General features: G+C 58.7%; 23 protein-coding genes. 13 read left to right on the top strand and 10 right to left on the bottom strand.

Features of this window, described 5'->3' with window-relative positions; translation table 11 throughout:
* The first annotated feature begins 43 nt into the window (after positions 1-43).
* Positions 44-1,492, top strand: a complete 1,449-nt coding sequence (gene glgA, locus HDF16_RS01125) for a glycogen synthase GlgA (protein ID WP_184213318.1) — start codon at positions 44-46, stop codon at positions 1,490-1,492.
* Here glgA and HDF16_RS01120 read toward each other — a convergent pair.
* Genes HDF16_RS01120 through HDF16_RS01110 form a run of 3 tightly spaced genes read right to left on the bottom strand, consistent with a single transcriptional unit; the run spans position 1,489 to position 4,604 of the window.
* Positions 1,489-2,853 carry an APC family permease gene (locus HDF16_RS01120; protein ID WP_184213316.1) on the bottom strand — a complete coding sequence of 455 codons (1,365 nt, stop codon included), beginning with the start codon at positions 2,851-2,853 and terminating at the stop codon, positions 1,489-1,491. The two genes, glgA and HDF16_RS01120, sit on opposite strands and share 4 nt — an antisense overlap.
* Before the next feature lie 42 nt (positions 2,854-2,895).
* Positions 2,896-3,705, bottom strand: a complete 810-nt coding sequence (locus HDF16_RS01115) for a hypothetical protein (protein ID WP_221312409.1) — start codon at positions 3,703-3,705, stop codon at positions 2,896-2,898.
* A gap of 23 nt (positions 3,706-3,728) precedes the next feature.
* The gene (locus tag HDF16_RS01110; RefSeq protein WP_184213314.1) at positions 3,729-4,604 is read right to left on the bottom strand and encodes a DUF488 domain-containing protein; all 876 of its coding nucleotides are present in this window, start codon (positions 4,602-4,604) and stop codon (positions 3,729-3,731) included.
* Between the two features lie 255 nt (positions 4,605-4,859).
* Between HDF16_RS01110 and HDF16_RS01105 the strand changes: the two genes are divergently transcribed.
* Positions 4,860-5,153, top strand: a complete 294-nt coding sequence (locus HDF16_RS01105; RefSeq protein ID WP_184213312.1) for a BrnT family toxin — start codon at positions 4,860-4,862, stop codon at positions 5,151-5,153.
* Positions 5,128-5,379: a BrnA antitoxin family protein gene (locus tag HDF16_RS31145; protein WP_221312407.1), complete on the top strand. Its 252-nt coding sequence runs from the start codon at positions 5,128-5,130 to the stop codon at positions 5,377-5,379. Before HDF16_RS01105 ends, HDF16_RS31145 begins: the two co-directional genes overlap by 26 nt.
* A 306-nt stretch (positions 5,380-5,685) precedes the next feature.
* Here HDF16_RS31145 and HDF16_RS01095 read toward each other — a convergent pair whose 3' ends face one another.
* Together HDF16_RS01095 and uvrC are read right to left on the bottom strand one after the other, a co-directional pair.
* Positions 5,686-7,293 carry an ArnT family glycosyltransferase gene (locus HDF16_RS01095; RefSeq protein ID WP_184213308.1) on the bottom strand — a complete coding sequence of 536 codons (1,608 nt, stop codon included), beginning with the start codon at positions 7,291-7,293 and terminating at the stop codon, positions 5,686-5,688.
* 54 nt (positions 7,294-7,347) lie between these two features.
* The gene (uvrC, locus tag HDF16_RS01090; protein ID WP_184213306.1) at positions 7,348-9,399 is read right to left on the bottom strand and encodes an excinuclease ABC subunit UvrC; all 2,052 of its coding nucleotides are present in this window, start codon (positions 9,397-9,399) and stop codon (positions 7,348-7,350) included.
* Between the two features lie 241 nt (positions 9,400-9,640).
* On the opposite strand from uvrC, the gene HDF16_RS01085 reads away from it, so the two are divergent.
* Positions 9,641-10,420, top strand: a complete 780-nt coding sequence (locus HDF16_RS01085) for an OmpA family protein (protein ID WP_348641202.1) — start codon at positions 9,641-9,643, stop codon at positions 10,418-10,420.
* Between the two features lie 167 nt (positions 10,421-10,587).
* On the opposite strand, the gene HDF16_RS01080 is transcribed toward HDF16_RS01085, so the two are convergent.
* Positions 10,588-10,803, bottom strand: coding sequence for a DUF3311 domain-containing protein (locus HDF16_RS01080; RefSeq protein WP_184213304.1), 216 nt, complete (start codon positions 10,801-10,803; stop codon positions 10,588-10,590).
* A gap of 136 nt (positions 10,804-10,939) precedes the next feature.
* Between HDF16_RS01080 and mazG the strand changes: the two genes are divergently transcribed.
* The 3 genes from mazG (at position 10,940) to menC (ending at position 13,970) form a co-directional block, all read left to right on the top strand.
* Positions 10,940-11,803, top strand: coding sequence for a nucleoside triphosphate pyrophosphohydrolase (gene mazG, locus HDF16_RS01075; RefSeq protein WP_184213303.1), 864 nt, complete (start codon positions 10,940-10,942; stop codon positions 11,801-11,803).
* 144 nt (positions 11,804-11,947) lie between these two features.
* A complete protein-coding gene (locus tag HDF16_RS01070) occupies positions 11,948-12,730 on the top strand; it encodes a GNAT family N-acetyltransferase (RefSeq protein WP_184213301.1) in 783 nt (260 codons plus the stop codon).
* A gap of 106 nt (positions 12,731-12,836) precedes the next feature.
* Positions 12,837-13,970, top strand: coding sequence for an o-succinylbenzoate synthase (gene menC, locus HDF16_RS01065; RefSeq protein WP_184214108.1), 1,134 nt, complete (start codon positions 12,837-12,839; stop codon positions 13,968-13,970).
* A gap of 8 nt (positions 13,971-13,978) precedes the next feature.
* On the opposite strand, the gene HDF16_RS01060 is transcribed toward menC, so the two are convergent.
* A complete protein-coding gene (locus HDF16_RS01060; RefSeq protein ID WP_184213299.1) occupies positions 13,979-14,821 on the bottom strand; it encodes a hypothetical protein in 843 nt (280 codons plus the stop codon).
* A 181-nt stretch (positions 14,822-15,002) separates the two neighbouring features.
* On the opposite strand from HDF16_RS01060, the gene HDF16_RS01055 reads away from it, so the two are divergent.
* Both HDF16_RS01055 and HDF16_RS01050 read left to right on the top strand, forming a co-directional pair.
* Positions 15,003-15,410: a bactofilin family protein gene (locus HDF16_RS01055; protein ID WP_184213298.1), complete on the top strand. Its 408-nt coding sequence runs from the start codon at positions 15,003-15,005 to the stop codon at positions 15,408-15,410.
* Positions 15,411-15,499: 89 nt separating this feature from the next.
* Entirely contained in the window at positions 15,500-16,135 is a 636-nt protein-coding gene (locus HDF16_RS01050; protein WP_184213296.1) for a class I SAM-dependent methyltransferase, read from the top strand.
* A gap of 153 nt (positions 16,136-16,288) precedes the next feature.
* On the opposite strand, the gene HDF16_RS01045 is transcribed toward HDF16_RS01050, so the two are convergent.
* The 3 genes from HDF16_RS01045 to HDF16_RS31140 all read right to left on the bottom strand — a co-directional run bounded on the left by HDF16_RS01045 (position 16,289) and on the right by HDF16_RS31140 (position 19,383).
* Entirely contained in the window at positions 16,289-16,591 is a 303-nt protein-coding gene (locus HDF16_RS01045) for a hypothetical protein (protein WP_184213293.1), read from the bottom strand.
* Between the two features lie 135 nt (positions 16,592-16,726).
* Entirely contained in the window at positions 16,727-19,174 is a 2,448-nt protein-coding gene (locus HDF16_RS01040; RefSeq protein WP_246408552.1) for an APC family permease, read from the bottom strand.
* Positions 19,175-19,251: 77 nt separating this feature from the next.
* The gene (locus tag HDF16_RS31140) at positions 19,252-19,383 is read right to left on the bottom strand and encodes a hypothetical protein (protein WP_281383390.1); all 132 of its coding nucleotides are present in this window, start codon (positions 19,381-19,383) and stop codon (positions 19,252-19,254) included.
* 50 nt (positions 19,384-19,433) lie between these two features.
* On the opposite strand from HDF16_RS31140, the gene lnt reads away from it, so the two are divergent.
* From lnt to HDF16_RS01020, 4 genes are all read left to right on the top strand, one after another.
* Positions 19,434-21,167: an apolipoprotein N-acyltransferase gene (gene lnt / locus HDF16_RS01035; protein ID WP_184213291.1), complete on the top strand. Its 1,734-nt coding sequence runs from the start codon at positions 19,434-19,436 to the stop codon at positions 21,165-21,167.
* A gap of 52 nt (positions 21,168-21,219) precedes the next feature.
* Positions 21,220-22,044, top strand: a complete 825-nt coding sequence (locus HDF16_RS01030; protein ID WP_184213289.1) for an alpha/beta fold hydrolase — start codon at positions 21,220-21,222, stop codon at positions 22,042-22,044.
* A gap of 66 nt (positions 22,045-22,110) precedes the next feature.
* Positions 22,111-23,242, top strand: a protein-coding gene (gene prfB, locus HDF16_RS01025) for a peptide chain release factor 2 (protein ID WP_184213287.1) whose coding sequence is annotated in 2 segments (ribosomal slippage) — positions 22,111-22,179 and positions 22,181-23,242 — 1,131 coding nt in all. Because the reading frame shifts where the segments join, the coding sequence is not laid out codon by codon here.
* 100 nt (positions 23,243-23,342) lie between these two features.
* A complete protein-coding gene (locus HDF16_RS01020) occupies positions 23,343-24,074 on the top strand; it encodes a class I SAM-dependent methyltransferase (protein WP_184213285.1) in 732 nt (243 codons plus the stop codon).
* The last annotated feature ends 58 nt before the right edge of the window (positions 24,075-24,132 follow it).

Raw genomic sequence — 24,132 nt, 5'->3', positions numbered from 1 at the left:
ATCAGAGTTGAAGGACAGCGCGAAAGCGTAGAGGATGAAGTGCATGTATATCGTGTTTGCAGCATCGGAGTGCGCACCCTGGGCGAAGACGGGTGGATTGGCGGACGTGGTCGCGGCTCTGCCGAAGGCATTGGTGGCTCTGGGGCATAAGGTCAGCGTCTTTATCCCTTACTACCGGCAAGTGGCGAAGCTGGCTCCGGAGTGCCCGGTGGTGCTGCCGAGCGTGACGATTCCGTTTCCGCACTACAACCGGTTTGTGCAGATTCTGGACGGCGGAGTGACCGACGGCGTGCAGCTTTACTTCGTCGCGAACTCGGAGATGTTCGACCGCGAGAGCTTCTACGCGACCCCAGGCGGCGACTATCTCGACAATGCGGAGCGGTTTGGGCTTTTTAGCCGGGCGGTCATCGAAGCAACCAAGGTTCTAGGCGTTCCCGATGTCTTCCATGTGCATGACTGGCAGACTTCAATCCTCGCGGTTCTGCTGAGGTCGACCTACTTCTTCGATCCGGTGATGAAGGGCGTCCCTGCGGTCTTGAGCATCCACAACGCCGGCTATCAAGGCTGGTTTCCGCCGAGCACGATGGAGTTGCTGCTGCTGCCGTGGGACATGTTCACCTTCGACAAGCTGGAGACCTATGACTCGGTGAATTTTTTGAAGGGCGGGGTGCTGTATGCGGACGCGATCACCACCGTGAGCCGGAAGTACGCCGAGGAGATTCAGACTTCCGAGTTTGGCAATGGGCTGGAGGGGATTCTGCAGCGCCGGAATGCGGACCTGTTCGGGATCTTGAACGGCGTGGACTACGCGGAGTGGGACCCGGCGCATGACTCGAACATTGCGGCGCACTATACGGCGGAAAATCTTGCAGGGAAGAAGAAGTGCCGTGAAGACCTGCTGCATGCGTTCGGGTTGAATGACGTTGCGGAGACGACGGCGGTGATCGGCGTGGTGTCGCGGTTTGCTACGCAGAAAGGCTTCGACTTCATCGTCGCCATCATGGATCGGCTGGTGCAGGAGGACATGGTGCTCGTCATCCTGGGCAACGGCGAGGAGTACTACGAACGCCTGCTGACGGAGACGGCGAACCGCTTCCCGGGCAAAGTCCGCGTGCAGGTGAAGTACGACAACGTAATCGCGCACAAGATCGAGGCGGGATCGGATATGTTCCTGATGCCTTCGCGGTATGAGCCGAGTGGCCTGAACCAGATGTACAGCCTGCGCTATGGGACGGTTCCGGTGGTTCGCGCAACCGGCGGCCTCGAAGACACGATCGACGAGCGGCATGGCGGGCAGGGGAATGGGTTCAAGTTCTGGGGATATGACCCCGAGGACCTGCTCGACGCGATCAAACGGGCGCTGGCGACCTTCCTGAACAAGGAAGAGTGGACTGGAATGATGCAGCGCGGGATGGCGCAGGACTTCAGCTGGGAGCATCCGGCGAAGGAGTACGTGCGGGTGTACGAGCGGGCGGTGAGTAACCGGAACTAACGAGTCGCCGAGCGGCTCCTGAGTGCGTAGTGGATCGGGATGCCGCAGAGGATGATCGCGAGGCCGATGAGGGAGTTGCGCGGATCGTTGTAGATGGAGAAGACCGCGATGCCGATGGCGGCCAGGATGAAGATCGCCGGCAGAATCGGGTAACCAATCATGCTGAACGGACGGGTAGCCGGGTCATCGCGGCGGCGGAAGACGAATACCGTCGACACGGTCAGCCCATAGAAGAGCCACATCGCGAAGATGGCGAGCGAGAAGAGCGCCTGGAATCTTCCGATGAACAGCAGCAGCAGCGAGGTCAGCGTCGCTTGAAGGATGAGCGAGGTATCGGGCGTCTTGAATCGCCGGTTGACGTGGGCGAGGCCCTCGAAGAAGAGGCCGTCGCGGGCGGCGGCGAAGGTGACCCGGGCTCCTGAAAGCGACGACCCGACGAAGGTCGCGGCCATACTGACGGACATGCCGATGGTGACCAGCGCCGCTCCCCAGTGACCGGCGACCAGGCGCATGGCGTCGACCGTTGGCCGGTCGGCGAGCGCGATCGCGGTGGCGGGAAGGACGTACTGGATCGCCGCGTTGGTCAGCATGTAGAGCGCTCCGACGATGGCGATTCCGCCAACCAGCGCCAGCGGCATTGACCGTTGCGGGTTCTTCACCTCGCCAGCCATCTGGGTCACGTCGGACCAGCCGTCGTAGGCCCACAGAGCGGCGATCAGCGCGACCATGAAGCCGGTAAGGCCGCCTTTCGCGCCGGTAAACGAAGTTGCAAAATTGCTCCATCCGCCGTGATGGCCGACGGCGAAGAAGCAGAATCCGGCGATGACGAGGATCAACAAACCCTTCAGCCATGTCAGGACGAGTTGGACGTTGGCGGACTCCCGGGTGCTGAGGATGTTCAGCAAGGTGATGGCCCAGACGACCCCGATGCCGACCACCTGGCTCCACAGCAGAGGGCCGAAGGCGGGCTGCGAGAAGAAGCTGAAGACTTCGAACGAGCCAAGCACGCGCGTGAGCCCGGCGACGATCGTGGCCAGCGATGCGGGCTTGCCGATCGAGATCCACGACCACATATAGAGGAAGCCCATGAGGTCGCCGTATGCGGCCTTGATGAAGGCGTACTCGCCGCCGTAGAGCGGGCGGGCGGCGGCGATCTCGGCGTAGGTCATGGCGCCGAAGAGCGAGAGCAGCCCGCCGACGATCCAGACGGCGTAGACCATGCCGGAGGAGCCGACGGCTGCCATCATCTCTCGGGGGACGAGGAAGATGCCGCTGCCGATGATGATGCCGACCACGATGGAGGTGGCGTGGGAGGCGTTGAGGACGCGCGGGAGCTCGTGGTCGGAGGGTGACTGGGGCATGTGGGTTGTGTGGAGGGTAGCACAAGAAGTACGGGCGAAAATCTAAAACAAGCTTTCCTGAGTCATGTGCGGCGGGTGAAATGTGCCGATGATAACGAAAGGATTTCTTGCCTTACGTACGTGCCATTCGTAGGTTGTGCCAAGGAATAGGTATAGATCTTTGGTCTTGACAAAATCGTCCATGTATTTCTGGCGCACCTTTTGGACGGCCTGATTTTTCCCATAGAGTTTTTCGCAATTCCAATACAGCTGGCCAATTTCCCAATCCTCGATCATCAGTTTGCTCTCTACGCCAGCGTCGTCTTTGAAGCGATACGAGAATTTGTATGGCAGCTTCGGCATGATCCTGAAATCGTCGAGGTTTTGATCTTCGAAAAGGTGACCCTGCTTCAAGCCGTTGAGAATTCCAGTGATCTTATCGCGCGGCCACTCGGGTTCCGCAGCTTCTGCGACGAACTCCAAGACCGCCGACGGCCTAAACACTGCAAGCGAGATCTTGTTGTCGTGCGCCTGATCGATGATCTCTTTCAGGTTTGTGTAGATCTTCTGGTTGCCAAGAACCAGCTTTCGGCGATCCGCCCATTGACGCTCGGTGCCAACTTCATCAAGTAGCTTTATGCCGCTTGTCTTGAGAACACGGTGACTTTCGGGTCGCTGGTCTCCCTTGTTGCGAGCAATGTCTACCTCGACCCACTGATATTTCTTGTACTGCTGCTCTTCGTCGAGTAGGCGGAAAGGAATGGGATAGAGCCGGATCCACGAGCCATCCTCACGAAAGCCGGCTGTGCAGGCCAGTTCCGTATATTTCTCCGAAATCGTCGGATAGGTTTTGACGGCGATCAGGACTTTCACTTTGGCATGCTCTTTATACGGCCTCAGATATGACGGATATCGTAATCCCAATCCGGAAGTGCAGACAATGCTTTTGCGACGCGTCCTCGATGACACATGCAGACAGCTTCCTCAAAACATGTAATCGCAACTCGCTTGTTTTTTAGGAATATCTCGAACAAGCTTTGTAAAGCTCTTCCATTTTGCCTCAACTCAAGCTTTTCGTAGGAATCGAATAGCCGATCATAATCGGCTTGGACAATCAAATCCTGCCGTCTGTCAGAAGCGATGCCAAGCTCCGGAATATGCACATAGCCGATTCCGAGCTTCTTGGCAGTTTCGGAAAGCGTCTTTTTAGAGAAGCCATATTTTCGGCTAAGGGGATTGCGGCGCACATCTACGAGCGTCTTGACATTGTTCTTGATCAAACGATTCAGGTAACCCTCAAGAGAAGACCCTTCGTAGCCGATCGTAAAGAAACAGGGGGCGACGGCGGCGGGGCGAGCAGCCGTAATTGCGTTGACTTCGTGAGTGTTCATGATCTTCGCGGCGCGTTCGCTATTGATCGCGTAATAGGGATAGCGCCGGTAAACTTCCTGCATCAGCCTAGCGCCACTCAGATGGGAGTATTTGACGTAGCAACGATCAAAGGCTGACCCGCCGAATAGCCCTTCGGTGAGAAACCCGTCCTGTAGTCGCCAATCTTCGGTGTCTTCCAACGCTCCAATCTCGACAAGGCGGCGCTTGTCTGCGTAGGACTGGAATGAAAAACCGCCGAATCTGTAGGGCACGAATTCAAAGTCAGGTTCTTGCTGGAACTCCTGCGTGAACAGGAACAGATATTTCTGGAAGTCCGTGCTAGGTAGGTGGCCACCGAAGGCGCTGAGCAGTCCGATTAGCGTTTTCTGGCGGTAATTCATGATCGACCTTCATTTCCGAGTACGAACTCAAGAGTACAGATTAGCTGCTGAGACGACTGGAAGAAAGGGCATGCACGATCGCCGTATCCGACTAGACATTCGATGTGGGGCGGTGGGTTGCCATGAAGCCGCCGATCATGAGCGGCCGTGATTTGCGCAAATGCCTACTCATCGCGAGAGGCAAAGGCGCGATGAATGGGGCACCGTTGTCGCAACGTGTACACGTTTGTGTATTATTTGAATGAACGGTGACGCGTGGACCTCGCATTCGAGTGGGATGAGCGAAAGGCCAACGCCAATCTGAAGAAGCATCTGGTCTCGTTTCTCACGGCTGCAGCCGTCTTCGAGAACGAGATGCTGGAGCGCATCGACGACCGGGAAGATTACGGCGAGGTGCGATGGATTGCTCTCGGAAGGATCGATGAAGAGGTGTACCGGGTCGTCTACACGTGGCGCGGTGAAGACGTGATCCGCATGATCAGCGCACAGAAAGCGAGCAGAGATGAAAGAGAGGTCTACCATCGTGCGACATTCGGCAACGCAGATTAAAAGGCTGCGGTCGAGCGGCGCGGATAAGACGAGCGCGAAGGCTCCGGAGGCGGAGTCGCTGGGAGCGGAGTTCTGGAGCAAGGCTCGGGTGGTGATGCCGCGCGTGAAGACATCCGTTCATCTTCGCCTGGATAGCGATGTGGTGGAGTGGTTCAGGGCAAACGGCAAGGGCCACCTGACTCGGATGAACGCTGTGCTACGGGCGTATGTGGACGCTCAGAAGTAGCGGTTCCCACTCATCGCGAGAGACAAAGGCGCGATGAATGGGGCACATAAGGATTTCCCCTCGCCACCGCTCCCCCGCTGGCACCCTACCCTTTGTCATTCCCGAAGGGAATCTGCGTTTGCTCGCATGCTCCACCATCGATCAAATAAAAGTGCCGATTTCACTGTTAACTAACTCGCTATTAGAGGCTAACTCCCAACGTTTGAATATTTTGCACGAAAGTATGGGGGAGGGTAAACCTGCGAAACGCAGATTCCCTTCGGGAATGACAAACCAAAAGGCGGCTGACGAACAAGCAAAAGAAGCCTAGAAATAGTCCTTCTTGGAGGGCCATTGTTCGAGGAGGCTGAACCTGTGGCCGTCGGCGTCGAGCTTGCGGCCGGTGCAGAGGAAGATCGGCTTGTGTTCGAAGGGCATGGAGTAGGTCGTGCCCATGTGGCCGACGACCTCGACGTGGTCGAAGAAGTTCAGAAGGTGTTCGCGGTTGGTGCGCTCGACGAGGATGATCGAGTCGCCGTTGTAGCCGTGCGGGCCCCAGAGGAAGTAGTTGTTCTGGCCGGAGAGGGCGGGCGGGAGATTGTGGCCGAGGAAGTCGACGGCACCGGCTTCGCCGTAGTTTTCGGCGACGATGCCGGTGATCTTCTGCTGCTCGGGAGGGAGCGAGTCGAAGACGTGCTGGATCTGGTCGACCTCTTCCTGCCAGCCGAAGCGGTCGGCGTAGAACTGCGGGAGCGGGCCGCTGGAGAATCGCTCGGAGTTGCTGCTGATGTGGTCGAGGCCGGTGGCGTGGGTGTAGGCAAGCCACTGCGCCGGCGGCATGAGCGGAAGTGCGAGCGGGAGGATGAAGATGGCTCCGAGGATGAGGATGGTGGCGTAGATGGGGAAGGCGATGGCGCGGTCTTGTCTTACCCATTTACGAGCGGCGAACTGTGTCTCCCAGGCGATACCGCCGGCGGCGAAGAGGATGGGGTAGATGGGCGAGACGTAGTAGTCCTTGGCGTGCTCGAGCATCATGATGACGAAGAAGAGGACGAAGGTAATGCCGAGCCAGCGGGCTTCTTTGCGGCGAAGGAGGCGAATCAATCCAGGCACCCAGATGAAGGCCAGGAATGGGCCCATGTTGAGGACTTGCTTGAGGGTGAAGGCGATGGGGGAGAGCTTGATGGACTTGTTGCCGAGCTGGCCGTTGCGGAGGAACTCGAGGGTGGGCCAGTGATTGTGGATCTGCCAGAGAAGGTTGGGAAGGGCGATGAGGATGAGGACGGCGGTGCCGATGGCGGCCCACTTGGTGAAGAGGATTCGGCGCTGCGGGGTGAGGAGGAGGGCGATCAGGAGGGCGATGAGGAAGAAGGTCATCGAGGGCTTGTTGAGGACGCCGATGCCGCCGGAGATGCCGAAGAGCAGCCAGAACTTTTGCGAACTGGCGTCGGCTTCGTTCTTGAGGATCAGGATGAGGGCGAGGAGGCAGGTCATCCAGAACATGGACTCGCAGGAGTTCATGGAGAGGAAGCTGTCGGTGCCGAGGTACTGCGGGACGAGCAGGACGCCGAGCATCGCGAGGCCTTGCGCGGGCCGGCGGCCTCCGAGGGCCCAGACGAGCATGCCGGTGAGGAAGACGCGGGCAGCTCCGGCTAATGCGGAGAGGAAACGCAAGCCGGCCAGGGAGCGGCCAAAGAGGAGCTCCGAGGCGCGGGCCTGGAGGGCGACGATGGGGCCGTGGTCGACGTAGCCGAAGTCGAGATGGCGGCCGCAGGCGATGTAGTAGAACTCGTCGCGGAAGTAGCCGTAGCCGATGTGGGCCTCCCATAGGTTGGCGGCTACGTGGATCGCGAGCTTGATGGCGGCGAAGAGGAGGGCCAGGCGCAGGGCAGCGCGGAGGGTGGGGTCGGCGGGACGGACGACTGTGGTGGCCATGTGGAGGAGGATACGTCCTGATTTGAGAATTCGTTCCGGTAGGATGATTCGGAGTTAGGAGATTTGGACGAGGGAGGGCGTTGATTCTGCGGCATCTTCGGCGAAGTGGGATTTGATCTTCGTGGCGATGGCTGGGGAGACCACGGCGGTGAGGGCGTCGTGGGTCGCTTGCTTGATGCCGCGGACGCTTCCGAAGTGCTGGACTAGGCGCTGGCGAGTGCGGGGGCCTACGCCGGGGATGGCGTCCAGTTCGCTTTCGCGGTCGCGGATCTGGCGACGCTTGCGGTGGTAGGTGACGGCGAAGCGGTGGCTCTCGTCGCGGATCTTCTGGACGAGGTGCAGGACAGGGCTGCGGCGGTCGAGGACTACGGGGTCGTTCTCCTGGCCGTAGACGTAGATGATCTCTTCTTTCTTGGCGATCGAGGCGAGGGGTTGGAGGGTGACGCCGATCTCGGCTAGAGCGTCGGCGGCGGAGTGGAGCTGGCCGAGGCCGCCATCGATGAGGATCAGGGAGGGGAAGTCCTTCTTGTCGTCGAGCAGGCGTTTGTAGCGGCGGTGGATGATCTCGCGCATGGAGGCGAAGTCGTCGACGCCGGAGACGGTCTTGACTTGGAACTTGCGGTAGTCCGCCTTCTTCATCGCGCCGTCTTCCCAGACGACCATGGAGGCGACGGTTTCGGCGCCCTGGATGTGGGAGATGTCGAAGCATTCGATGCGCTTTGGCAGTTCCTCCAGAGTGAGGGCGTCCTGGAGGGCTTGCTGGATGGCCTTCTGGTTGGGCTGGAGGACGCGGAAACGCTGGTCGTAGGACTGGCGGGCGTTTTGACCGACTAGGTCGACCAAGGAGCGTTTGTCGCCGCGGCGTGGGGCGGCGATCTCGATGCGATGGCCGACTTTCTCGGAGAGCACGTCGGTGAGGATCGCGCGGTCGGGGAAGTCGACGGGGAGAAGGATGGAGCGAGGAATGTAGGACTGGTCGAGGTAGAGTTGCTTGAGGAGAGCGGAGAAGAAGGCGGAGGGACTGAAGGTTTCTCCGGGTTCCGTGATGGGGGAGGCTTCGAAGGCGATCGGACTAGCTTCGTTGATCTCGGGAGCGGATTGCGCGGGGTCGGGTTCGGTGGCAGACCCACTCATCGCGTGAGACAGAGGCGCGATGAATGGGGCACCCAGTTCCTGCTCCGCCTCAGAGTCCAGCGCCTCACCTGTCGATTCGTTCAACGATTCACCGAAGAAGGCGTTCATTTCGGGGAGGTCTTCCCAGAAGAAGTCGCGGCGGTCGACGATCTTGCCGCCGCGCATGTGGAAGAGGTTGACGGCGAGCATCTGGTTTTCGAAGTGGAAGCCGAAGACGTCGGCGTCTTCGTTGTCGGCGGTGGCGATGCGCTGCTTGTCCTGCATCTGGTGGACGGTGACGACCTGGTCGCGGAGGCGGGCGGCTAGTTCGAAGTGCTCGGCCTCGGCGGCTACGGACATGCGGGCGGTCAGCTTGCGCTCGAGCTCTTCGGTGCGCCCCTCGAGGAAGAGCTGGACGTCGCGGACGGTCTCTTTGTAGGCCTCTGGCGTGACGAAGCCTTCGACGCAGGGGCCGAGACAGCGCTTGATGTAGTACTGCAGGCAGGCGCGGGGGTGGTAGCGGTTGAGGTCGATCTTGCAGCTGGGGATGAGGAAGCTGCGGTGGATGAGGTCGACGAGGCGGTAGGCCAGATTGCCCGGAAAGTACGGCCCGAAGTAGGCGCTGCCGTCCTTGCGCAGGCGGCGGGTGACGAAGACCTTGGGAAAACGCTCGTTGAGCGTGAGCTTGATGTAGGGGTAGGTCTTGTCGTCGCGGAGGAGGATGTTGAAGCGCGGCTTGCGCTGCTTGATGAGATTGTTTTCGAGGGCAAGGGCCTCCCGTTCATTGTCGACGGTGATGTATTCGACGTCGACGGCCTCGCGCATCAGAGAGCCGGTCTTGGCGTTCATCTGGCTGGCTTCGAGGAAGTAGGAGCGGACGCGGGCGCGGAGGTTTTTGGCCTTGCCGACGTAGATGACCTCGCCTTCGGCGTTCTTGTAGAGATAGCAGCCGGGAAGGGTGGGGATGGTGCGAATTTTTGCGAGGAGATCCATGCGCCTGTTTCAAGTGTAGATGTGCCTGGCGCGACGTGGATACAGCGAGTCGAAGCTGGCGCTAGACCGGGAAGAATTGACTGGAACACGGGGAAAAATTACCGAAAGTCTTTTCACGGCTTTTCCGTGTCTTTTGTGGAAAAGGCCCATCTTCCTGATTAGAAGCTGCTTAGTCTAGCCAGCCAACGACGGGGCAACGGCTGCATCTAAATGGAAGTAATACTGAAAGTGGAGAACGACTATGACAACTTACGCTTCTGGTAGGGTGCGGGTGCAGGGAGCATCGCGCGCGATGTATACGGCGGGGATCTTTGCCGCCGGAGTTCTGGCGATGGGTCTGGGCGTGACGGGATGCGCGTCAAAGAATTATGTGAAAGCGCAGACTGGCCCCCTGGTTCAGCAAACCAACGAACTTGACGCGAAGACTGCGTCGGATCACCGTGCGATCGGCGACACGGATGAACGCGCCCAAAAGGGAATCGCGGGTGCGCAGGCTTCGGCGGACGCTGCGAATCAGCATGCGAACGCGGCGGGCGAAGCGGCGAATGCCGCCGGCCAGAATGCACAGGATGCTTACAACCGCGTGGATACTCTGAGCGGCGTCGTCGCAAACCTGGATAACTACAAGCCGGTCTCGGATGTCAGTGTCACGTTTGCGTTCGATAAGTCCGTGCTCACTGCGAGCGATAAGAAGCAGCTGGACGACTTTGCAGCTTCTTTGAGCAGCACAAAGGGCTATTTGTTGGAAGTTACGGGCGGAACTGACTCTACTGGGGACGCTCAGTACAACTATCAGCTCAGCCAACGGCGCGCAGATGCTGTAGTTAATTACTTAGCGACTCAATACAACGTTCCGCCGCACAAGTTTTATCTAATCGGGATTGGTAAAGATCAGCAGGTTGCATCCGATAAGACAGCTACGGGACGCGCAAAGAATCGCCGAGTTGAAGTGAAGTTGATGAGCAACATGGGCCCGCAATCTCAAGGACCGGCAACTACAAATTCGAGCGGTGGGCAGTAGACATCGCCAACAAGCTGCTACACCAAACCTCGCCTTACTTCCGCACGACCAACCCGCTTTCGGGGCGAATCGGGAACCATCCGGATCCGCTTTCCCTCCCACCGCGACGGAACCGCTTTTATAGGGTTCCGTTAGCCTCTTTAACGGTAGGGTTTCGGGGAAGGGGTTCAGGGTGTAGTGTCGCGGCGGGTGCGGAGATAGTAGAGGGCGAGGATAGCTGAGGTTAGAACGACCCAGAGGAATTGGTACCAGTAGAAGAATGGGAAGCCGATGAGCGCTGGGGCGGCGCGGGTGTACAGCTGGGGGAAGCAGAGGCCTAGATAGGGGAGGAGTAGAAGAAGCTTCCACGCTCGCGGTGTTCCGGATTGGGTTCTGGGTGGCATCGCTGACTTATTGTGGCATGGGTGGGGTGAAGCCTCTCAGCTTCCCCCTTCTAAGTGAAGTGAAGGATCCCCGCATTGCGAGTGATGGCGATACTGTAGGCTTTTCGTAGCTGGGGAGGACTGCTGCGTGGAGTCGATGGAAAAGAAAGAAGCGGCGTTTGCTGAGGCCGTTGCGATTATGGCCAGGCTGCGCGGACCGGATGGGTGTCCGTGGGACCGCGAGCAGACCTTTGACAGCATCAAGCGGCATACGTTGGAGGAGACCTACGAGGTCTTTGACGCGATTGAGCGGCGGGCCTGGCCTGATTTGAAGGATGAGCTCGGTGATCTCCTCCTGCAGGTGCTGTTCTATTCGCAGATGGCGGCGGAGGCGGGGTACTTCGATATTCATGACGTTGCTGTGAACCTGAATGCGAAGCTGATCCGAAGGCATCCGCATATCTTTGGAGATGCAACGGCTACCGACGCGGACGCCGTGCTGCGGAACTGGGAGCAGATCAAGCTGGAGGAGAAGCAAGCTGCGGGAGTGAAGGCCGCTTCTTTGCTCGATGAAGTGCCGCGGTCGATGCCGCCTTTGCTGGAGGCGGGAAAGCTGGGGTCAAAGGCGGCAAAGGTGGGGTTTGACTGGCCTAATGCGGATGGCCGGGCGGCTGAGCTTTTCCAGAAGCTGGATGAGGAGATTGAGGAGTTGAAGGCGGAGGTTGCCATTTCGTCGCGCGAGGCAGCGGAGGATGAGTTGGGCGATGTGCTGTTCACTGCGGTGAATCTGGCCCGGCATTTGAAGATAGATCCGGACGCGGCTCTGCGTGGGGCGAATGCGAAGTTCCGGCGACGGTTTGCGGGGATGGAAGCCCAGGCGGGCGATGAAGGACTTCGTGGGAAGAGTGCGGCGGAGTTGGAAGAGTTTTGGGCGAAGGCGAAGAGGCAAGGTGCTTCTTCAATCAAGAATGGGTCCGGCGAGGAAGATGAAATCAGATCCTCCGACTTCGTCGAAGGATGACAGGGAGATATTGTCGAAGGACGGCCGGGAAATACTGCTAAGAATGAAAAGTAAAATGCGGGGGTCTCTCCACTCCGCCGCGCGATGAGGCTGCGCGGCTCGGGTCGAGATGACGGCTTTGCAAAACGAGAGTAGGGGAGTTCGATGGACGGGCGGAACGGCGATGTCTTGATACGGATGGCGGTGGGACTGGAAGAGTTTCAGCAGTGCGTCGATATCCAAGGTGCGGTTTGGGGATATGACGACAGCGATATCGTTCCGCGGCGAATGTTCCTGCTGGCGATGAAGATTGGCGGACAGGTCCTGGGTGCGTTTGCTCCCGACGGGAAGATGATCGGATTTGCCATGGCGTTGCCGGCTTATCGCGACGGCAAGCCCTATCTGCACTCGCACATGCTGGCGGTGCTGCCGGAGTACCGCAATGCGGGGTTGGGCCGGCGGCTGAAGCTGGCTCAAAGGGATGACGCGATTTCGCGGGGGATCGAGCGGATGGAGTGGACGTACGATCCTCTCGAGACAAAGAACGCGTATCTGAATATCGCGAAGCTGGGAGCGATCTCGCGGAGGTACGAGGCTAACTTCTATGGACCGTCGACCTCTGCGTTGCAGGGCGGATTGCCGACGGACCGGCTTTATGCTGAGTGGTGGCTGCGGTCGGAGCGGGTGGAGAGGGCTCTAAGTGGCGAAGCAGCAACGTTTGAGCCGCTGGAAAGAGTCGTTGTTCCGAAGGAGGTTGCGGAGTGGAAAGCTGCGGCTGACCTGCGTGCCCACGCGGCGGCAGTGCAGACGGCAAACCGCTTGGCGCTGCAGGACGCGTTTAGCAGGGGGATGGCGATTCTCGGGTACGAGCGTGACGAACAGAAAAATGGCGTGTTTTTGCTGGGGGAATTGGAAAAGTCCACAACCCTGGACGTGGATGTCCGATAGGATAGATCGTATTCGCACCTGAGTCGACCTCGAAGCTGTTGCCGCCGATTGCACGTAATCAAAGCAGTTAATGCCACGAAACAACAGGACAGGAACTATGTCGACGATCACGATCGATGCCATCCACCTTCGCGAAATCAATCTTCCATTAGCGCATCCTTTTGAGACGAGTTTCGGGGTGACCGACGCGCGCAGGATACTGCTGGTTGAAATCGAGTCTGAAGGACTGACTGCATGGGGCGAGTGTGTCGCGGGCGAGCATCCCTACTTCTCGGACGAGACGGTTGATACCGCATGGGGCGTGATGACGGGCGAGCTGGTTCCCAGCCTGCTGAACGCGGGGGAGAAGCTTCGAGGCGGCGGGAACTGTCCCCATATCTTTGGCCAGGTGCGCGGTCACCGCATGGCCAAGGCGGCACTGGAGAACGCGGTCTGGGACCTAGAATCGCAACGTCAGGGCGTGAGTCTGAGCTCCCTGCTCGGCGGGGTTCGCGAGATGATTCCGTGCGGCGTGTCGATTGGGATACAGAGCTCGCTGCCGAAATTGATGGAGAAGATTGAAACAGAGTTGGCGGCCGGGTATCAGCGGATCAAGCTGAAGTGCAAGCCGGGGAACGACACAAAGATGTTCGAGGCGGTGCGGAACCGCTGGCCGGACATCACGCTGAGCTGCGATGCGAATTCGGCGTACCGGATGAAGGACTTCGATCACCTCATCGAGTGGGACGCGTTCAACCTGCTGATGATCGAGCAGCCGATGTGGTACGACGACTTTTACTTTCACTCGATGCTGCAGAAGCGACTGGAGACTTCGATCTGTTTAGATGAATCGATTCGCAATCGCAGAGATGCGCTGGCGGCGATCGATATGGAGTCGTGCCGGATCATCAATATCAAGAATGGGCGTGTAGGCGGTTTCAGCGAGGCGATTGCCGTACACAACGTTGCGGCGGAGCGAGGCGTGCCGGTGTGGTGTGGTGGAATGCTGGAGACGGGGATTGGGCGGGCGCACAATATCGCGCTGTCGTCACTGCCGAACTTCACGCTGCCGGGGGATGTATCCGCTTCGAAGCGTTACTGGTCGGAAGACATTATTGAGCCTGAGGTGACGGTGAGCAGCGCAGGTGAGATTGTGGTTCCGCAGGTGCCAGGAATGGGATTCGAAGTGCGGCGAGAGCGGATTGAGAAGCTGACCGTGCGGCGAGAGACGATGAAGGCTCGTGCGCGGGAGCTGGTGTAGCTGGTTCTCTACTTCGGCAGCGGTGTGTTGAGCAGAAGGTGGATGGCATCTTGATAGCTCATGGGGCTGGGCATGGGCTGGAAGTCCAGGGATTGAAACTCCTTTTTGACAGCAATGGTTTTCACCATGAGGGCGCGGGCGGTGACGTCCTCATGAAAGCTGGTCATGTTCCAGCGTGAACCGGCTGCGGATGCCTGTTCGAAGTCGAGTTTGCCGCCAGGATAGACGTGGGCGAGCATGCCCCAGCCAAAGTTGACGGGACGGAAGATGTCGCCGGTCATGTGGACGATGGTCTTCGCGTTCGCGTCGATCCAGATGCGTCCGCGCAGGCCTGTGAGGGCGACGCTGGTAGTGTTGGGTGGATTGAATGCGGGGTCGGGGACGTAGTCGATGACGACCTGGGGCGCGGAGCTTTCATGGCTGGGCGACTGATCGGGTGCGTAGGTGTAGATCATGGCATCTGGCATGACCTTGATGATGTCGATGGCCATCTTCTTGGAGCTGTTTTCGTTCTTCACGTGGCGGGCGTAGTCGGAGGGGTGATCGAGAAGGCCGGTGAGACGGTCGCGCTCGGCCTGATCCTCTTCAGGCGTGAGGGGCCGGTTATCGCGCATGATGAGGCGAGCTACAGCGCCGTCTTTGGACTCGATGACGTCGCGGAGCTCGTCGCCTCTGTCGTCGATGGCGCGCTGGCGATAGCGGATGTAGGAGCCGGAGTGATTGATGATATCGACTTCTTTGGCGGCGGCATCGACGGCCCAGGATTTTGCTGGCGCGGAGACGAAGGAGGTGTGTTGGGCTGGGAGCAGCGGAGCCATCGCAGCGCAGATAGTGAAGAAGGCGATGCGCATCGATGTGTTTCGGGTTGGAATACGACACCTCTCAGGAGTATGGCGAGCGCGCCTGTCGCGATGATGCAAGCATCGCATGAGGTAAGACGTTCTTTCAAAGGACAAGGTTGCGGTTGCCTGTTGAGGTTGGCTTGGGTATAGTTCGGGCTAACAAGAGAAAGCCAACGGAGATGCCACAAGCATGAAGCCAGCAGAAGCGACGACAGTGATTGGGCGGTCGGTGACGATCCACGGCGAGATTACGGGCAGCGAAGATCTTTACCTTGACGGCTCGGTGGAGGGGACTCTGACGCTGGCGGGAAACCGGCTGACGGTGGGGCCGAACGCGCACATCGTTGCGGACCTTGAAGTGCGCGACATCGTGGTGTACGGGCGGGTCGAAGGGAACATCAAGGCGTCGGGGCGAGTGGACCTGAGACAGACGGCAGAAGTGACGGGAGACATCCTGACGTCACGGCTGTCGATCGAGGAGAAGGCGTCGATTCGCGGACGTGTGGATGTGGGAACCTCTGCGCCGGGCGGGGTTGCTGCGAAGAGCGCGACTGCAGTCGTAGCGGAGTCACCATTGTTCGATGACGTAAAGGTCTAGAACGATGACGCAAAGGTCTAGTAGGGATCGGCACTAGAGTGCTACTAGACCGGCGGCGTGCGCGGCTCTAGACTAGTGAACAGATCCCCATGCTCAATTTCTTTGGCAGTCACGGCTCCACAAGCGAACGCGAAGAAGCCGTCCGAGAGTCGCGCAAGTCGAGCGGGTGGGCACAGTTGCAGAAGCATCTTGCAACTCACGAGGGACTGCGAATTCTCGACATCGGGCCTACTTCTGCGATCAACATCAACTACATCACAAGCCTTGGCCACAGTATTTATATGGCGAACCTTGTCGACGAGGCGGCGAAGCCTGAGTACATGGTCGCTGGCGAGGGTGGCGAGGCGAAGCACTTCGATGTAGAGCGGTTTGTGAAGGCTAACCTGGACTTTGCCGGACGCATGTTCGACGTGGTGACCTTCTGGGACACTGCAGATTATCTGCCTGCGCAGTTGCTGGCTCCGGTGATCGATCGGATCCATGAGGTGATGCTGCCGGGCGGCGTCCTACTGGGCTTCTTTCATTCGAAGTCGAATGCAGGCGAGGTTAGATTTTCGCGCTATCACCTGACTGCGACAGACGCGATTGATATTCAGCGGACGGGGGCGCATCCTATCCTGCATGTGTACAACAACCGGCAGATCGAGAAGCTGTTACACGCCTTCAGCGGATATCGATTTTTTCTGGCGAAGGACAATTTGAGCGAAGTGCTCGCGACTCGTTGACGAGACTGCGGGGAAACGCAAAGACTTAAAGCGGAAAGGCACCCGGGGATATCCGAGGTGCCTTTTTTCTCAATCGCGTTGCCTTAGTACGAGCCTGATTTGCGGGGCCGAATACATATTGGATACATATCGAATGCAGATCTTGGGGAAAAGTTACTTTGCTGCCAGTTTCTTGCGTTCAGCCCAGCGCTTCTTCATCGCGTCAGCGATGGCCTTGCGGCCTTCAGGGCTCAGTTTGCGCTTGGTCGCCTTGGCAGTTGCCTTAAGCGGAGCCTTTGCAATGATCTTGGTTGAAGCGATCTTTGTGGAGGCGTTCTTGCTGCCTTTTGGCCGTCCACGCTTTGCTCCGGTCTTGACTGGTACGGGTGTCGATGTTGTACCAGAGATGATATCGCGCGCCTGCTGCAGCTTCGCGATCTGAGAATCAATTTCCGCAAGAATCAGACTTACATCCACTTGACGCCTCCTAAAAAATCGCGTCTCGCAAGTTATCCAGCAAAGAGCTAAGTATCGCGACTTCTTTGAAGAAGATACAGAAATAGAGTTAGCTTTGCAATTGTCAAGTGGAAAAGATACTAAGAAGTAAACGAATTATTCTTTCGATCCGGGAATAATCGCGGCTGATTCGATGTCATCCACGTCGCCTTCTTCGATGGATTCATCGTTTTCGTCCACTGCTTCGATCAGGTGTTCGCTGCGTTTATCGAATATCTCGAAGCGCGGATCACCGAGTCTCTGGAACCTGCTGTGTTCCTCAATGGATCGCCGGAGATCGCGAAGGGTGCCTTCGCGATCGCGCGAAAACTCTTTAGCCATGCGGCTTAATGCATAGGTGATGACGTCGCTATGATGCAGGTCGTGCATCTCGGGCGACTTGCGAAGACTGAGCCAGATACGATGCACCACCTGTACTTCACGCTGTTCGATAGCCGGTGCATGAGGGCCGATGTGGAAGCTTGTAGCTTCGCCTTCTGGCCTGACGACATAGAAGGTGAATTGCCGCTTAGGCTCCGGAAGCTGCTCCCATGCCTGGCCGGTGTGGTATGCCTGCTCCTGAGCTGTGAGCTTTGAAGAAAGCCCGCAGACGACCGCGCCAGCGTCGAGTGACTGTGCGGTTTGGACAAGCGCGGCGAAGATATCTCCAGCAGGAACGACAAGCAGCGAGATATGTTTGCCAAAGCTTTCGGCGACGGAGACGGCCTTGGTGAAGAGCATCTGCTCGTGCTCGCTGAAGAGCTGGTCGTCGGGGCTTAGATAGTCCGGGCCACCCGCGCCCATCATGCGCGCGGCAAGGACGACGAGATCCTGCTCGTCCGTATTCGTGCGGGATAGCGCCCACTTGAGCGCGAAGGGAGCGCTGGCGTCGCGCATGGAGACGATGACGGAGCCGGGACGAATGTCGAGAGCCTCCGTGCCGATGTCGTCGCGATGCTCAAGCTGGAAGTGCTCTTTCATCTGCCGGGCGGTGGCGTCGTGACGTCTTTTGTTATCCCGTTCGGACAACGAGAAGATGACGAAGAAGGTCGCGGCGAACAAGATACCGCTGACTGTGGCAACCGATTTAGTGAAGAGATTGACAATGGCGGTGGTAAGAAGGACGAGAAATACAGAGAGAAGTCCCAGGGGAATTTCTGTCTTGCCGACCTTGATATTTACGGGGACTTTCCAGCCGCGTTCGCCGTGGTATTTGAAGCGAAGTACGAGCATGGCGAGCGAGTTGAAGGTGAAGCTCCAGATGACACCGAAGGCATAGGCTTCGCCGAGCATGATGACGTTACCGCGCGTCACGAGGATGGTGAATAACTGCAGCACGACGACGAGGTTGACGATGCGATAGCTGGTGCCGAACTTATGCTGCGGCTTGCGAAACCAGTCGGAGAGAACGCCATCCTCCGCGACGCGCATGAGGACGCCGGTTGAGCCGACGATGGCGGTGTTAACCGCTCCGCCGAGGATGAGGAAGCCTACGATCACGACGAAGATGCGGAAGGCGATGCGTGCAGCAAGCGGACCGACCATGAACATCGCCATGCCGGCGATCAGGTTGTCGCGATAGACGGAGACGCGGACGCCATCGGGAATGATCATGACCGCGAGCAGCGAGCCGATACCAGTGAAGATGAAGCTGTAGATTGCGATGACGATGGCGGCGCGCTTGAGGTTCTTGAGCTTGGGATGCTCGATCTCGCGGTTGACCTGGGCAAGAGACTCTTCTCCGCTCATCGCGAGGACGGAGTGACCGAAGGCCATGATGACGCCGAAGAGGCCGAGAGTCTTGGCGAAGCTGGTGTTCTTGAGGAAGCCGAGGGCGTCGTTGCTGAACTGAAGGTTGGACGGAATGGGGAGTGGAGGCAAGGGTGAGTGATTACGAAGGACGGTGAAGAATCCCCATGAGAGGAGGATGACGACCATGACGGTCGTGATCTTCATGACCTTGAGGGCCTTGTCGCTGGACTCTTCGATGCCCTTGATGTTCTGCCACCAGAAGTAGATGGTGACGATGAGAGCGAAGACGGCCGAGGTTCCGTCGGTGGGGAACTGGCGAGCTGCGCCGCTGGCGTGGGTGAAGGCGCCGTGGAGCCAGCGATGATCGGAGCCGAGGCGGAAGAGTTCGTTGAGGAGGCCGACGATGTACTGGCCGGCGGAGACACCGGAGATGGGGCCGGTGAGGATGTAGTCGAACATCAGGGCGGAGACGCTCAGCTTGGCGAAGGTGCCGCCGAGGGCCTCTTTGACGATGCGATAGACGCCGCCGCGGGTGAACATGCTGCAGCTTTCGACGTAGACGGCGCGGACGGCGAAACTGAAGAGCATAACGCCGAGGATGAACCAGGGGGCGGACTTGCCGACGGCCTCTTCGGCGATGCCACCGGCGTAGAAAGCGGAGGAGCCGAGGTCGTTGAGGACGATGGCGGCTGCGCGCCAGAAGGAGATGAACGTCAGCATCACGGAGGATGCGACGACGAGGCGGATGCGGCCTGAGGGAGGGCGGTTTACAGTTTGAGAGGAGTTTTGCGGGGCTGGCGGACTGGTCTTCATGGATTATGCGGGATCCGTAAAACGCGCTGGCGCGTCGAATACGAAAGAAACTCTGAGAGGAATCGGTAACTTCAAGACTATTCCTCTTCGCCGATCAACTCCGTCAAATCTTCGACGAAACTAATGAGAACGACGACGGCCGATCCCACAAGTCCCATAAAGAAGAGCGGCACCAGAATCTTCGAGACGATGTGGATAAGCGGATCCATGTACATCGATTGTAACTCCAGTCAAATCTCCAGTGATAAGTTAGTACTCGATGCGATCCATTCCTGCGCGGGTGTGGGCCCTTGCGGCCCTGTCGGGACTATTACAGATTCTGCCATTCCCAATAGCGGGGCCAATCCCACTTTGGCGTACTACGTTTGCCTGGGTGGCGATTCTGCCTTTGCTTTTTGCGTTGCTCGGTGATGACCGCCGGGGTGAGCGGTTTTCACCATGGCAGGGCGCGCTGATCGGCTACCTGAGTGGAGTCATCTGGTATGCGGGGAATTGCTACTGGATCTATCAGACGATGTATCTATACGGTGGCCTGCCGAAGCCGGTGGCGCTGGGGATATTGGTTCTGTTTGCGCTGTACCTCGGGCTCTATCACGCGCTGTTTGGCGCGGTAGTGGGAGGGTTGCGACGTGCAGGGTTCGGGCGGAACGCGGTGCTGCTACTGGTGCCGTTTGCATGGGTCGCGGTTGAGCTGGCGCGGGCCAGGATTACGTCGTTTCCATGGGACCTGCTGGGGATGACGCAGGTGGATAGTCCGCTGCTTTCGAGGCTCGCTCCGTTAACGGGAGCTTATGGTCTTTCGTTTGTGGTGGCGCTGGTGAATGCGCTCTGGCTGGTGCGGGTGAAGGTAAAGAGTGCGCGGTTCGTAAGGCCCGCGTTGGCCGCTGCGGCCTTGATGGTGTTTGTGGGCTATGTGATCACGATCCATGCGCTGCCGGAGGTGAAGGTAAGTCCGCCGACAGGAACGGCGACGCTGGTGCAGGAGAATCTTTCGGTGGGAGCGGAACGCAAGGGACCGCCGGAGTCGCAGGCGGAGAAGCTTGATTCGTTTACGCACTTCAGCACGCATCCTTCACCGACGTTTCTCGCGGGAGTTCCGGAGATGGCCGGAACCCCCGAGGTGGTGATGCTGCATCGCGGAGGCAAGGATGCACAGCAGGTTCCCGAAGCGGAAGACCAGACGCAGACGTGGACGCCTAAGACGGATCTGATCGTATGGCCGGAAGCTCCCTCGGATTTTTATACGACCGACCCACAGTTTCTGGGTGCGATGCACCAGTTGGCAGATGGGAGCAAGTCGCTGCTGATTATTGGCAGCCTGGGACTTGCGCCGAATCCTGATCCGGCGGAGGGGCGGCAATATTTTCTGTATGACTCGGCGGCGTTCTTTCGACCGAACGATGCGGGTATATCGCGGTACGACAAGATCCACCTGGTGCCGTTTGGCGAATATATTCCGTTCAAGAGTCTGCTGGGATTTGCTCATAAGTTGACGGCCGGAGCAGGCGATATGGACCGGGGGACGGAGCGAACTGTCTACCAGGTTGGCGGACACACGTATGCGGCGTTCGTCTGCTATGAGTCGATCTTTGGCGATGAGATACGGCAGTTTGTGAAGAACGGTGCGCAGGTGCTGGTCAATATCTCCGACGACGGCTGGTATGGAGACACGGGCGCGGCGTGGCAACACCTGAACATGGTGCGGATGCGGGCGATCGAGAATCACCGGTGGATTTTGCGGTCGACGAATACCGGAGTGACGGCGGCGATCGATCCAGCGGGCCGTGTGGTGGCGGCTGCGCCACGGCATGTGAGGACGAGCCTGCATACGGCGTTTGGATATGAGGACGATGTGACGTTTTATACGCGGTATGGGGACCTCTTTGCGTATGGATGTCTGCTGGTGACGCTGGCCGGACTTGCATGGGGTGCGTGGCAACGGACAGGCGCGAGATACGGTAAGGGCAGTCACGCTGTGCTCGCTCGGTGGTGATGGTGAATGTGGTCTACTAATTTCGCTTTCGACATTCTTCCAAGGAGCACTCATGCCCACTATTACGACGAAAGACGGCGTCGAAATCTTCTACAAGGACTGGGGAACGGGCCAGCCTATCGTGTTTAGCCATGGATGGCCGTTGTCGTCCGACGACTGGGACACGCAGATGTTGTTCTTCCTGCAGCATGGGTATCGGGTGATCGCGCATGACCGCCGTGGGCATGGCCGTTCGTCGCAGGTTGCGGATGGTCACGATCTCGACCATTACGCGGATGACCTGGCCGCGCTTACCGAACATCTCGACTTGAAGGATGCGATTCATGTGGGGCACTCCACGGGCGGAGGCGAGGTAACGCGCTACCTGGGCCGGCATGGGGAGAGCCGGGTGAGCAAGGCTGCGCTAATCAGCGCGGTAACGCCGCTGATGGTGAAGACGGAGGCGAACCCCGAGGGGCTGCCCAAGGATGTGTTCGACGGTTTGCAGGCGCAGCTTGCGGCGGGACGCTCACAGTTCTATCGCGACCTGCCGTCTGGACCGTTTTACGGTTACAACCGTCTCGGCGTGAAGTCGTCGGAGGCGGTGATCGAGAACTGGTGGCGGCAGGGCATGATGGGTGGCGCAAAGGCGCACTACGACGGCATTGTGGCCTTCTCTCAGACCGACTTTACTGAGGACCTGAAGAAGATCACGGTGCCGGTTCTGGTGATGCACAGTGAAGACGACCAGATCGTGCCGTATGTGGCGGCGGGTCCGAAGGCGGCTGCGTTGTTGAAGAACGGACGGCTGATCACATACAAGGACTTTCCTCACGGAATGCCGACCACGCATGCGGAGACAATCAATGCGGACCTATTGGCGTTTTTAAAGGGATAGGCTGCGTGCGGCAGCAGGCGGGGATGAGTCAGGAAGTATTCGGTGAGTTTGCCGTAAACTAGAGAGATGATTAGCGATCTCGAATACTCTTACTCCCCAGTGCGCGACAAGGTTCGTGACCTGCGGGAGTATCTTTGACGCTCCCCGCCTACGACGTGAACTAGCCACCATTGAAGAGAAGACCGCCGACCCGAGTGTCTGGGCGGATGCTTCGCGTTCGCAGCCGTTGATGCGGGAGCGGAAGCGGCTGGAGACTCTGCTGGCCGATGATGCCGATCTGGCTCGGCGAACTGACGACATCGAAGCGTACTTCGAGCTGGCGAAAGAAGGTGAGAACACTGAGCCCGATCTTGAACGCGAGATTCCCGCGCTGGTGGAGTTCGCCGAGAAGCTGGAATCGAAGACGATGCTTTCGGGGGAGACCGATCCGCTAAATGCGATCGTCGTCGTGCATCCGGGCGCGGGTGGGACGGAGAGCCAGGACTGGGCCGAGATGCTGATGCGGATGTATATCCGCTGGGCGGAGCGCGAAGGCTTCAAGGCGGAGCTGAACGAGATTCAGGATGGCGACGAGGCAGGCATCAAGTCGGCGACGTTCACGATCACGGGGGAGTTCGCGTTTGGGCTGCTCTCGGGCGAGACGGGCGTGCATCGGCTGGTAAGGATCTCTCCTTTTGACTCGGCGAAGCGGCGGCATACGAGCTTTGCGTCGGTCTTCGTGTCGCCGGAGATCGATGACACGATTGTGATCGACATCAAGGTTGAAGACTTGCGGATCGATACGTATCGCTCGGGCGGCAAGGGCGGACAGCATGTGAATACGACCGATTCCGCGGTACGAATTACGCATATTCCGACGGGGCTGGTGGCGGGCTGCCAGAATGAACGGTCGCAGCACAAGAACAAAGAGCGCGCGATGAAGATGCTGCGATCGCGGCTGTACGAGTACGAGCTGGATAAGAAGAAGGCGATCACGAAGAAGCTCGAGGACTCGAAGCTGGATATCGGGTTTGGATCGCAGATTCGGAGCTATGTGCTGCAGCCCTACCGGATGGCGAAGGACCTGCGGACGCGGGTTGAAGTGGGCGATGTCGATCGCGTGCTGGATGGGTATCTTGAGCCATTCATCCGCGGCTATCTGCGGATGCGGCGCGAGGGGAACTTCCCGGCTGCAGGGGCAGACGGCGACGATCTGTAGGTGTGACATCTGTCACTCGCATGGGTGACAGATGCCCCTTTGATTGCAGGGACGCTTGGCGGATACTCCTTCCATGCCGGTATGACCGGGTGGAGGAGTGATGACGAAACCTGACTATGGCGTGGATGCGCCGACGGTGCTGCGCAACCTGTTTCTGTTCGGCTCTGCGTGCCTGTTCGCCGCTGGATTGATTCATGGGCCGATCCATATCGGCAACGTGATTCTCTATCTGCACGGCATGTTTCTGTGGACAGGCGTGGCGCTGGTGCTGGAGGGGTTTCTCTACCTGCTGTATGTAAAGGTGGGGAAGATGCACCACCGCGATTACATTCTCAGGTTTCATGCGTGGCGCGGCGATGAGCAGGTGCTGGATGTGGGCTGCGGGCGCGGACTTCTGCTGATTGGATCAGCGAAGCGGCTGGGCGCGGGCGGCCACGCTACGGGCATCGATATCTGGTCGACGGTGGACATGGGCGGCAACGCGATGGCCGCGACACAGAAAAACATCGAGCTCGAGGCAGTGTCGGATCGGTGCTCGTTGATAAGCGGAGGCGCGCAGGAGATGCCATTTACCGACGCCTCGTTCGATGTGATTGTGTCGAACCTTTGCCTGCACAATATCTACGACAAGGCGACACGGCAGCAGGCTCTGGCGGAGATTGTGCGGGTGCTGAAGCCGGGCGGCCAGGCGCTGATCTCGGACTATAAGCTGACGTCCGAGTATGCGCGATACCTTCGCGAGGCCGGATTCGAAGTGGTGAAGAAGCGGGGAAATGTGTGGGCTACATTTCCTCCGCTCGCTGTTGTGTTGGCTCGCAAGCCGGTGAGTTGAAGGATTTTGCGTTCGCGGCGACTACGTCCTGCATCCAAACGTCACTAGAGTCTGGAGG

The sequence above is a fragment of the Granulicella aggregans genome (assembly GCF_014203275.1).
Lineage (GTDB): Bacteria > Acidobacteriota > Terriglobia > Terriglobales > Acidobacteriaceae > Edaphobacter.
The sequence above is the reverse complement of the archived record's forward strand: the minus strand, read 5'-3'. Positions and strand labels throughout refer to the sequence as shown.

What these genes read in the sequence shown, in the direction of transcription:
- glgA (WP_184213318.1), top strand. Translation starts at nt 44, where the DNA reads ATGTATATCGTGTTTGCAGCATCGGAGTGCGCACCCTGGGCGAAGACG.
- HDF16_RS01120 (WP_184213316.1), bottom strand. Translation starts at nt 2,853, where the DNA reads ATGCCCCAGTCACCCTCCGACCACGAGCTCCCGCGCGTCCTCAACGCC.
- HDF16_RS01110 (WP_184213314.1), bottom strand. Translation starts at nt 4,604, where the DNA reads ATGAATTACCGCCAGAAAACGCTAATCGGACTGCTCAGCGCCTTCGGT.
- HDF16_RS01095 (WP_184213308.1), bottom strand. Translation starts at nt 7,293, where the DNA reads ATGGCCACCACAGTCGTCCGTCCCGCCGACCCCACCCTCCGCGCTGCC.
- uvrC (WP_184213306.1), bottom strand. Translation starts at nt 9,399, where the DNA reads ATGGATCTCCTCGCAAAAATTCGCACCATCCCCACCCTTCCCGGCTGC.
- HDF16_RS01085 (WP_348641202.1), top strand. Translation starts at nt 9,641, where the DNA reads ATGACAACTTACGCTTCTGGTAGGGTGCGGGTGCAGGGAGCATCGCGC.
- HDF16_RS01080 (WP_184213304.1), bottom strand. Translation starts at nt 10,803, where the DNA reads ATGCCACCCAGAACCCAATCCGGAACACCGCGAGCGTGGAAGCTTCTT.
- mazG (WP_184213303.1), top strand. Translation starts at nt 10,940, where the DNA reads ATGGAAAAGAAAGAAGCGGCGTTTGCTGAGGCCGTTGCGATTATGGCC.
- HDF16_RS01070 (WP_184213301.1), top strand. Translation starts at nt 11,948, where the DNA reads ATGGACGGGCGGAACGGCGATGTCTTGATACGGATGGCGGTGGGACTG.
- HDF16_RS01060 (WP_184213299.1), bottom strand. Translation starts at nt 14,821, where the DNA reads ATGCGCATCGCCTTCTTCACTATCTGCGCTGCGATGGCTCCGCTGCTC.
- HDF16_RS01055 (WP_184213298.1), top strand. Translation starts at nt 15,003, where the DNA reads ATGAAGCCAGCAGAAGCGACGACAGTGATTGGGCGGTCGGTGACGATC.
- HDF16_RS01050 (WP_184213296.1), top strand. Translation starts at nt 15,500, where the DNA reads ATGCTCAATTTCTTTGGCAGTCACGGCTCCACAAGCGAACGCGAAGAA.
- HDF16_RS01040 (WP_246408552.1), bottom strand. Translation starts at nt 19,174, where the DNA reads ATGAAGACCAGTCCGCCAGCCCCGCAAAACTCCTCTCAAACTGTAAAC.
- HDF16_RS31140 (WP_281383390.1), bottom strand. Translation starts at nt 19,383, where the DNA reads ATGGATCCGCTTATCCACATCGTCTCGAAGATTCTGGTGCCGCTCTTC.
- lnt (WP_184213291.1), top strand. Translation starts at nt 19,434, where the DNA reads ATGCGATCCATTCCTGCGCGGGTGTGGGCCCTTGCGGCCCTGTCGGGA.
- HDF16_RS01030 (WP_184213289.1), top strand. Translation starts at nt 21,220, where the DNA reads ATGCCCACTATTACGACGAAAGACGGCGTCGAAATCTTCTACAAGGAC.
- HDF16_RS01020 (WP_184213285.1), top strand. Translation starts at nt 23,343, where the DNA reads ATGACGAAACCTGACTATGGCGTGGATGCGCCGACGGTGCTGCGCAAC.